Below are 7,991 nucleotides of genomic sequence, written 5' to 3'. Positions count from 1 at the left end.
GAGGGAGCTTGCTCCCGTTGGGGCGCGAAGCGGCCCCAAAAATGGGACTGCTACGCAGTCCAGCGGGAGCAAGCTCCCTCGCCACAGGGACCGGTTCTGTCTTAACTGACTGGCATTAGGGCTTGCCCCCTCCCACATTTGTTCCGTATTGGTCCTGCGGTCTATATATCCGCCGGCACCCTCGCCTTCTCCCGCGCCGCCTCCTGGCTGACCACCCCCGCGCTCACCAGCGCCTTCAAGCTCATATCCAGGGTTTTCATTCCCAACGCCCCACCGGTCTGGATTGCCGAGACAATCTGCGCCACCTTGTCTTCGCGGATCAAATTACGAATGGCCGGCGTCCCCAGCATGATTTCGTGAGCCGCTACGCGCCCGCCGCCGGTCTTCTTGACCAGCACCTGGGAGACCACCGCCTGCAACGACTCCGACAGCATCGAGCGGACCATGGCCTTTTCCGTGGCCGGGAACACGTCCACTAGCCGGTCTACCGTCTTTGCCGCAGACGTGGTGTGCAAGGTGCCAAATACCAGGTGCCCCGTCTCGGCGGCCGTCAGCGCCAGGCGGATGGTTTCCAGGTCGCGTAGTTCGCCCACCAGAATCACATCCGGGTCTTCGCGTAACGCCGAGCGCAGCGCCACCGAGAAGCTGTGGGTGTCGCGATGCACCTGGCGCTGGTTGATCAGCGCCATTTTCGGCCTGTGGATAAATTCAATCGGGTCTTCCAGCGTGAGGATGTGCTGGCGTCGATGCCGATTCAGATAGTCGATCATCGCCGCCAACGTGGTGGACTTGCCGGAGCCGGTGGGCCCGGTCACCAGCACCAGGCCACGCGGCAGCTGCGCGATGCGTTGGAACACCTCGCCCAAGCCAAGGCTTTCCAGGCTCTGGACTTCGCTGGGGATGGCGCGAAACACCGCCCCCACGCCACGCGCCTGCTGGAACACGTTGGCGCGAAAGCGGGCCACGCCGGGCAGCTCGAAGGCAAAATCCGTTTCAAGAGATGTTTCGAAATCCTTTTGTTGGTATTGGTTGAGCAAAGGGCTCAATAAATCCGCCACCTGCGACCCGGCCAGTACGGGGCCATCCAGCGGCCACACCTCGCCATCGATGCGCAACATCGGCGCCAGGCCGGCCGACAGATGCAGGTCGGAGGCGCCCCGGCGCACGCTGGCCGTCAGTAATTCAGTGATATCCATAGGGCTTTCCATTTCCAGTAGAATGCCGCGGACTCCATATCCACGGACGCAACTTGAATGTCGACGATAGCAGACAACATCGGCTTGGTTAGCCAGCGCATCCGCGCCGCCGCCGACGCCGTGCAGCGTGACGCAAGCAGCATCCACCTGCTGGCCGTGAGCAAGACCAAACCGGCGCAAGCCGTGCGCGAAGCCTTCGCCGCCGGGATGCATGATTTTGGCGAAAACTACCTGCAGGAAGCTTTGGGCAAACAGGCCGAATTAACCGACCTGCCCTTGAGTTGGCACTTCATCGGCCCCATTCAATCGAACAAGACTCGCGCGATCGCCGAGAACTTCGCCTGGGTGCATTCCGTGGACCGCCTGAAAATCGCACAACGCCTGTCCGAACAACGCCCTGCCGACCTGCCTGCGCTGAATATCTGCATCCAGGTCAACGTCAGTGGCGAAGCCAGCAAGTCCGGCTGCACGCCCGCCGACCTGCCGGCCCTGGCCAATGCCATCAGCGCCCTGCCGCGCCTGAAGCTGAGGGGCTTGATGGCGATCCCCGAACCGACCGAAGACCGCGCTGCGCAAGATGCAGCATTCGCCACGGTGCGCGAGCTGCAAACCAGCCTGAACCTGCCTCTGGACACACTTTCCATGGGCATGAGCCACGACCTTGAGTCGGCCATCGCTCAAGGCGCCACCTGGGTACGGATCGGTACTGCGCTGTTTGGCGCCCGCGACTACGGCCAGCCGTGAAATGGCTGACGTTCATTTAGCTAAGGACCTGTCATGAAAGACATGCGTATTGCCTTTATCGGCGCCGGTAACATGGCGGCCAGCCTGATCGGCGGCCTGCGGGCCAAGGGCCTGGACGCCGCGCAGATTCGCGCCAGCGACCCGGGCGCCGAGACCCGCGCTCGTGTCAGCGCCGAACACGGCATTGAAACCTTTGCCGACAACGCCGAGGCCATCCAAGGCGTCGACGTGATCGTGCTGGCGGTCAAACCCCAGGCCATGAAGGCCGTGTGCGAGGGCCTGCGCCCGAGCCTGCAGGCGCACCAACTGGTGGTGTCCATCGCCGCCGGCATCACCTGCGCCAGCCTGAACAACTGGCTGGGCGCCCAGCCGATCGTACGTTGCATGCCGAATACGCCGTCGTTGTTGCGCCAGGGCGTGAGCGGCTTGTACGCCACCGCCGAAGTCAGCGCCGCACAGCGTGATCAGGCCCTGGAGTTGTTATCCGCCGTGGGCATCGCCCTGTGGCTGGAGCAAGAGCAGCAACTGGACGCGGTCACCGCAGTTTCCGGCAGCGGCCCGGCGTACTTCTTTCTGTTGATCGAAGCCATGACCGCCGCCGGCGTGAAACTGGGGCTGCCTGCCGACGTTGCCGAGCAACTGGCCGAGCAAACCGCTCTGGGCGCAGCGAAGATGGCGGTGTCCAGCGATGTGGATGCGGCCGAGCTGCGCCGTCGCGTAACGTCCCCGGGCGGCACCACACAAGCCGCCATCGAATCGTTTCAGGCCGGGGGCTTTGAAGCCCTGGTGGAAAAAGCACTGGGTGCTGCGGCACATCGTTCAGCCGAGATGGCCGAACAACTGGGCAAATAGTCGTCACTTACCAAGGTAATCAAACATGCTCGGAATCAATGACGCTGCCGTCTTCATCATCCAAACCCTGGGCAGCCTGTACCTGCTGATCGTGCTGATGCGCTTTATCCTGCAACTGGTGCGGGCGAACTTCTACAACCCGCTGTGCCAGTTCGTGGTCAAGGCCACCCAACCGCTGCTCAAACCGCTGCGCAGGGTGATTCCCAGCCTGTTCGGGCTGGACATGTCATCGCTGGTACTGGCACTGCTGCTGCAGATTCTGCTGTTTGTGGTGATCCTGATGCTCAACGGCTACCAGGCCTTCACGGTGCTGCTGTTGCCGTGGGCACTGATTGGCATTTTCTCGCTGTTTTTGAAGATTATTTTCTGGTCGATGATCATCAGCGTGATTCTGTCGTGGGTCGCACCCGGCAGCCGCAGCCCTGGCGCGGAGCTGGTCTCTCAAATCACTGAGCCGGTGCTGGCGCCGTTCCGTCGCCTGATCCCGAACCTGGGCGGGTTGGATATTTCGCCGATCTTTGCGTTTATCGCGATCCAGCTGATTCAGAGCTGGGTGATCCCGCGCCTGGCGTTCTACGCGTTCATGCCTAAAGAGCTGTTCGGCCTGATCTGACTGTGAAGCGAGCTTGCTCGCGAAGAACGTGCACGATAACGCGGGAAACCTGATACCCAACTGCACTCTCAGGTTTTTCGCGAGCAAGCTCGCTCCTACACACAGCAATGCGCGTACCCCCGACCATCGCTTGCCGCTGGGGGCCTCGCTCTTTAGACTTACGCCTCATTTAAACGAGAGCAGGGTCGATGCCAACTGCCTTTCCCCCCGATTCCGTTGGGCTGGTCGTGCCCCGAGTGGCGCACTTCAACGCACCGCTGGCCCTGGCCTGCGGCCGTTCGCTGCCCGCCTACGACCTGATCTACGAAACCTACGGCCAGCTGAACGCCACGGCGAGCAACGCCGTGCTGATCTGCCACGCTTTGTCCGGCCATCATCACGCCGCGGGTTTCCATAGCGCCGACGAGCGCAAGCCCGGCTGGTGGGACAGCTGCATCGGCCCCGGCAAACCTATCGACACCGATAAATTCTTTGTGGTCAGCCTGAACAACCTCGGCGGTTGCAACGGCTCCACCGGCCCCAGCAGCCTCAACCCGGAAACCGGCAAGCCCTTCGGTGCCGACTTCCCGGTGCTCACCGTGGAAGACTGGGTGCACAGCCAGGCGCGCCTCGCCGACCTGTTGGGCATCGACCAATGGGCGGCCGTGATCGGTGGCAGCCTGGGCGGCATGCAAGCCCTGCAATGGACCATCACCTACCCGGATCGCGTGCGCCATTGCCTCGCGATCGCCTCGGCCCCCAAGTTGTCGGCGCAGAATATTGCCTTCAACGAAGTGGCGCGCCAGGCAATCCTCACCGACCCCGAGTTCCACGGTGGTTCGTTCCAGGAAGCGGGGGTGATCCCCAAGCGTGGCCTGATGCTGGCGCGGATGGTCGGGCACATCACCTACCTGTCCGATGACTCCATGGGCGAAAAATTCGGCCGCGGCCTCAAGAGCGAGAAGCTCAACTACGACTTCCACAGTGTCGAGTTCCAGGTGGAAAGCTACCTGCGTTATCAGGGCGAGGAGTTCTCCGGGCGTTTCGACGCCAACACCTACCTGCTGATGACGAAGGCGCTGGACTACTTCGACCCGGCGGCAAACTTTGATGATGACCTGGCGAAAACCTTCGAACACGCCAAGGCCAAGTTCTGCGTGATGTCGTTCACCACCGACTGGCGATTCTCGCCGGCCCGCTCCCGCGAACTGGTGGACGCGCTGATGGCTGCGCGCAAAGACGTCTGCTACCTGGAGATCGACGCGCCGCAAGGCCACGACGCCTTCCTGATTCCGATACCCCGTTATCTGCAGGCGTTCAGTAATTACATGAACCGTATAGCACTGTGAGAACGCCATGAGAGCCGACCTGGAAATCATCCAAGACTGGATCCCCGCCGGCAGCCGCGTGCTCGACCTGGGCTGCGGTGATGGTGAACTGCTGAGCTGGCTGCGCGACAACAAGCAAGTTACCGGCTACGGCCTGGAAAACGACCCGGGCAACATCGCCCAATGCGTGGCCAAGGGCATCAACGTGATCGAGCAGGACCTGGACAAGGGTCTGGGCAACTTCGCCAGCGACAGCTTCGACGTTGTGGTGATGACCCAAGCGTTGCAAGCGGTGCACTACCCTGACCGTATCCTTGACGAAATGCTGCGTGTCGGCCGCCAGTGCATCATCACCTTCCCTAACTTCGGTCACTGGCGCTGCCGCTGGTACCTGGCCACCAAGGGCCGCATGCCGGTGTCGGACTTCCTGCCGTACACCTGGTACAACACGCCGAACATCCACTTCTGCACGTTCGAAGACTTCGAAGCCCTGTGTCGCGAACGTGAGGCCAAGGTGATCAACCGCCTTGCCGTCGATCAACAGCACCGCCACGGCTGGGCGAGTAAGCTATGGCCCAACCTGTTGGGCGAAATTGGTATTTACCGGGTCAGCAGCCCTGGCCTGACCGACCACAAGATTGCCGTCTAATCATTATCAAGAGGGACGCTCATGAGTCGTCTGGCTGTTTTTCTACTGACCGCCTGCCTGGGCGCCAGCGCCATGGCCGCGGACGCTATCGACGCTAATCGCAAGAAAGACTTCGGCGATATCACCGTTCACTACAACACCTTCACCTCCAGCTTCCTGTCACCGGAAACCGCCCAGAAAGTCGGCATAGTGCGCAGCAAGAATAAGGGATTGATCAATGTGACCGTGATCAAGGGGGTCACCCCGGTCGCGGCCCAAGTGACCGGCACCATCAAGGATTTGGGCGGCAAGAGCGAAATCCTGACGTTCAAGCAAATCGAAGAGAAAGGCGGCATCAGCTACCTGGCGCCCTACTCCGTGACGCAGCGCGAATACAAAACCTTCACCATCAACGTTGAAACCGGCGGCAAAGCCCATGGTTTCCAATTCAACCAAGAACTGTTTCCGGCCGACCGATGAACCTCACCCAACTCGTACTCGCCAGCCATAACGCCGGCAAACTCAAAGAATTGCAGGCCATGCTCGGCGACGCCGTGCAACTGCGCTCGATTGGTGAGTTCAGCCAGGTCGAGCCGGAAGAGACCGGCCTGTCATTCGTCGAGAACGCCATCCTCAAGGCGCGCAATGCCGCACGCATCTCGGGCTTGCCGGCCTTGGCCGATGACTCGGGTCTGGCGGTGGACTACCTCGGTGGCGCGCCGGGCATCTATTCGGCGCGTTACGCCGACGGCCAGGGTGATGCGGCCAACAACGCCAAGCTGCTGGACGCGCTCAACGATGTACCGGACGCGATGCGCGGTGCGCAGTTCGTCTGTGTGCTGGCGTTGGTGCGCCACGCTGACGACCCTCTGCCGATCCTCTGTGAAGGCTTGTGGCACGGGCGCATCCTGCATGCGGCCAGCGGTGAGCACGGTTTCGGCTACGACCCGCTGTTCTGGGTGCCGGAGCGCAACGTCTCCAGCGCCGAACTGAGCCCGGCCGACAAGAACCAGATCAGCCACCGCGCCCGCGCAATGGATTTGCTGCGCCAACGCCTGAGCCTGAAATGACCCACGACACCCAGGCGTTGCCACTGATCCACGGCGGCGCGCGCACACCTCGGGCGGCGTTGCCTGTGCTGCCGCCCCTGGCGCTGTACATCCATATCCCGTGGTGCGTGCGCAAGTGCCCTTATTGCGACTTCAACTCCCATACCGCAAGCAAAGTACTACCGGAAGAAGCGTATGTGAACGCCTTGCTGGCGGATCTGGACCAGGACCTGCACGCCGTTTATGGCCGGGAACTGAGTTCGATCTTCTTTGGCGGCGGCACCCCGAGCCTGTTCAGCGCCGCAGCCCTGGGGCGCCTGCTTGAAGGCGTGCAAGCGCGCATCCCGTTTGCCGACGACATTGAAATCACCCTGGAAGCCAATCCCGGTACCTTTGAACAAGAGAAGTTCATCGCGTATCGCAAGCTGGGGATCAATCGCCTGTCGATCGGCATCCAGAGCTTCCAACAGGAAAAGCTCGAAGCCCTGGGCCGCATCCACAACGGCGATGAAGCCGTACGCGCTGCGGGCATGGCGCGCCAGGCCGGGTTCGATAATTTCAACCTGGACCTGATGCACGGGCTGCCCGACCAATCCCTGGACGATGCCCTGGCCGATCTGCGCCAAGCCATCGCACTGAAGCCGACGCACGTGTCCTGGTACCAACTGACCCTGGAACCCAACACCGTGTTCTGGAACCAGCCGCCTGTGCTCCCGGAGGACGACACCCTGTGGGATATCCAGGAAGCCGGCCAGGCGCTGCTCGCCGAGCACGGTTACCGGCAATATGAAGTGTCGGCCTACGCCCAAGCCGGTCGCCCGGCACGGCATAACCTGAATTACTGGAGCTTTGGCGATTTCATCGGCATCGGCGCCGGTGCCCACGGCAAACTCAGCCATCCGGACGGGCGCATCGTACGCACCTGGAAAACCCGCGCACCGAAGGACTACCTCAACCCCGCCAAAAGCTTCCAGGCTGGGGCGAAAGAACTGACCAATGAAGAGCTGCCGTTCGAATTTCTGATGAACGCTCTGCGCCTCACCGAAGGGGTCGACGCCAAGCTCTACGCCGAGCGCACCGGACTCGACCTGGCGAGCCTCGACGAAGGCCGTCGCGAGGCAGAACAAAGTGGCTTAATGCAGGTCGAACCGTCACGCCTGGCGGCGACCGACCGCGGGCAACTCTTTCTCAATGACCTGTTGCAGACGTTTTTGAGCTGATCGCTCTTAAGGAAATCGAATGGATTTGGTACTCGACCTGCTCGCCACCGTGTCCCGCTGGAGTCGTAGCAACCTGTCGGAAATCTCCCTGGCTCTGGTCGGCTGTTTGCTGGTGCTGTTCGGCGCCGACATCAAGGGCTGGGTCGAAGCCCGCCTGGGCAGCATCGCCGGCGCGTTGCGCGTCCCGTTGATGGCCCTGCTGTGCTTGATCGGCAGCGGTGCGGCGCTGATCTATGCCACGCCGTGGATTGTGCGAGGGTTGAGCCAGTTCAATAACTACAGCCTGGCGCCGGTATTGGTGGTGGTGCTGGTGTTGATTGGCGTGGTTGCAGACCGCCGCTGACCCCAAATCCCACAGAGATACAAATGTGGGAGCGGGCTT

The 7,991-nt window shown here is 61.8% G+C and carries 10 protein-coding genes; 9 read left to right on the top strand and 1 reads right to left on the bottom strand.

The genetic code is table 11. The annotated features are described in order from the left end of the window. Positions 1–161: 161 nt before the first annotated feature. Positions 162–1,196 carry a type IV pilus twitching motility protein PilT gene (locus Q1V60_RS00335; RefSeq protein ID WP_300626683.1) on the bottom strand — a complete coding sequence of 345 codons (1,035 nt, stop codon included), beginning with the start codon at positions 1,194–1,196 and terminating at the stop codon, positions 162–164. 57 nt (positions 1,197–1,253) lie between these two features. On the opposite strand from Q1V60_RS00335, the gene Q1V60_RS00330 reads away from it, so the two are divergent. The 9 genes from Q1V60_RS00330 to Q1V60_RS00290 all read left to right on the top strand — a co-directional run bounded on the left by Q1V60_RS00330 (position 1,254) and on the right by Q1V60_RS00290 (position 7,952). Continuing rightward, positions 1,254–1,940: a YggS family pyridoxal phosphate-dependent enzyme gene (locus tag Q1V60_RS00330; RefSeq protein WP_300626681.1), complete on the top strand. Its 687-nt coding sequence runs from the start codon at positions 1,254–1,256 to the stop codon at positions 1,938–1,940. 33 nt (positions 1,941–1,973) lie between these two features. Next, on the top strand, positions 1,974–2,792 hold the full coding sequence (proC, locus tag Q1V60_RS00325; RefSeq protein ID WP_300626679.1) for a pyrroline-5-carboxylate reductase: 819 nt from the start codon (positions 1,974–1,976) through the stop codon (positions 2,790–2,792). Positions 2,793–2,817: 25 nt separating this feature from the next. Next, positions 2,818–3,405: a YggT family protein gene (locus Q1V60_RS00320; protein ID WP_300626677.1), complete on the top strand. Its 588-nt coding sequence runs from the start codon at positions 2,818–2,820 to the stop codon at positions 3,403–3,405. Between the two features lie 188 nt (positions 3,406–3,593). Further along, positions 3,594–4,733: a homoserine O-acetyltransferase gene (locus Q1V60_RS00315; RefSeq protein ID WP_300626676.1), complete on the top strand. Its 1,140-nt coding sequence runs from the start codon at positions 3,594–3,596 to the stop codon at positions 4,731–4,733. A gap of 7 nt (positions 4,734–4,740) precedes the next feature. Continuing rightward, positions 4,741–5,361, top strand: a complete 621-nt coding sequence (gene metW, locus Q1V60_RS00310; protein WP_300626675.1) for a methionine biosynthesis protein MetW — start codon at positions 4,741–4,743, stop codon at positions 5,359–5,361. Positions 5,362–5,382: 21 nt separating this feature from the next. Further along, complete coding sequence (locus Q1V60_RS00305; RefSeq protein ID WP_300626672.1) at positions 5,383–5,820, top strand: DUF4426 domain-containing protein; 438 nt, start codon at positions 5,383–5,385, stop codon at positions 5,818–5,820. Beyond that, entirely contained in the window at positions 5,817–6,410 is a 594-nt protein-coding gene (gene rdgB / locus Q1V60_RS00300; protein ID WP_300626670.1) for an RdgB/HAM1 family non-canonical purine NTP pyrophosphatase, read from the top strand. Before Q1V60_RS00305 ends, rdgB begins: the two co-directional genes overlap by 4 nt. Further along, positions 6,407–7,609 (top strand): radical SAM family heme chaperone HemW, encoded by a 1,203-nt coding sequence (gene hemW / locus Q1V60_RS00295; RefSeq protein WP_300626668.1) that lies wholly within the window; start codon positions 6,407–6,409, stop codon positions 7,607–7,609. The genes rdgB and hemW overlap by 4 nt, the downstream gene beginning before the upstream one ends. 19 nt (positions 7,610–7,628) lie before the next feature. Beyond that, complete coding sequence (locus Q1V60_RS00290) at positions 7,629–7,952, top strand: DUF3392 domain-containing protein (RefSeq protein ID WP_034133991.1); 324 nt, start codon at positions 7,629–7,631, stop codon at positions 7,950–7,952. Positions 7,953–7,991 lie beyond the last annotated feature (39 nt).

Origin of the sequence: Pseudomonas sp., assembly GCF_030147005.1 — a bacterium.
Classification (GTDB): Bacteria; Pseudomonadota; Gammaproteobacteria; order Pseudomonadales; family Pseudomonadaceae; genus Aquipseudomonas.
Note: the sequence above shows the minus strand (reverse complement) of the source record. Positions and strands in the feature narration are given on the sequence as shown.